1 protein-coding gene is annotated in these 1,041 nt (G+C 56.4%); it reads left to right on the top strand.

Features of this window, described 5'->3' with window-relative positions; genetic code table 11:
• On the top strand, nucleotides 1-936 hold a 936-nt coding region (locus NW856_RS08035), incomplete at its 5' end, for a permease (RefSeq protein WP_414399768.1).
• Between the last annotated feature and the right edge of the window lie 105 nt (nucleotides 937-1,041).

The raw sequence follows: 1,041 nt of genomic DNA, 5'->3' as shown, positions 1-1,041 counted from the left end.
TCCCAGTTGGCCCGTTTCCTGCCCAAAGGCAAAATCGGCAGCGCGGTGGCCGGTGGCGCTTTGGGATTCTTTTTCCCGGTGTGCGAGTGCGGCAACCTGCCGGTGGCCCGTCAACTGGTGATCAAAGGGATCCCACCCCACGTGGCGGTGGCCTTTCTGTTGGCGGCGCCGGTGTTTAACCCGGTGGTGATCTTTTCCACTTGGATTGCCTTTCGCTCCATGCCGGAGCTGGTGATCTACCGAGTTCTCTTTTCCTTCGGCATTGCGGTTGTCGTCGGCTTGATCTTCAGCCTGCAAAAGGATTTCCAGCCTCTGTTGCAGCCGTCAGTCTGGCGGGAGCTGCAGCGCAATTGCTCCCAAGAAGCTGATCCGAAGAACATCTCCCGCTCGCCGTTGTTGCAGGGGGGCACCTTCTGGATTGGATCCCAGAGCCCTGCTCAAGGGGCCTCTGGCGGATCCCTGGCCACTTTACAAACGGCTGAAGATGTGTATCGCTCTGCTCTGGCCGCTGCGCCTTCTCCCTCCAGGGGACAAAAAGGAGTTCTCCTGCTGCAGACCTGGGCCAGGGAGATCCGCGAATTGGGATCCGTGCTCATCTTGGGCTCGGCGATGGCGGCCCTGATTCAAACGGTGATCCCGCGTTCGTTTGTGCTGGATTATGGCCAAGATGCATTGCTCTCAATCCTGATCATGATGGCCCTGGCCGGGATCATCTCCATCTGCTCGACGGTGGATGCCTTTTTCGCCCTCTCCTTTGCCGCCACCTTCACGCCGGGATCCCTGTTGGCTTTTATGGTGTTTGGGCCGATAGTAGACTTGAAAGCCATAGGCTTGATGCTCACTCTGTTCAAGCCCCGCGCCATTTTCTACTTCGTGATCTTGGTCTTTCAGCTTACTCTGGTGGGAGCTTTAGCCATCAACTACTATGGCAGTTAAAGCGTTTGTTTGAACCTTTCTCCACAGGGACACCCTCTCCATCCACTCTCCGTCAAATATTCGTCAAATATAGTTGCTTCAGTTTAGGGTAAGACGCCTGGGCTC

It is taken from the genome of Synechococcus sp. R3-13 (genome assembly GCF_047462195.1).
In the GTDB taxonomy this organism is placed as follows: Bacteria; Cyanobacteriota; Cyanobacteriia; order Thermostichales; family Thermostichaceae; genus Thermostichus.
The sequence above is the reverse complement of the archived record's forward strand: the minus strand, read 5'-3'. Positions and strand labels throughout refer to the sequence as shown.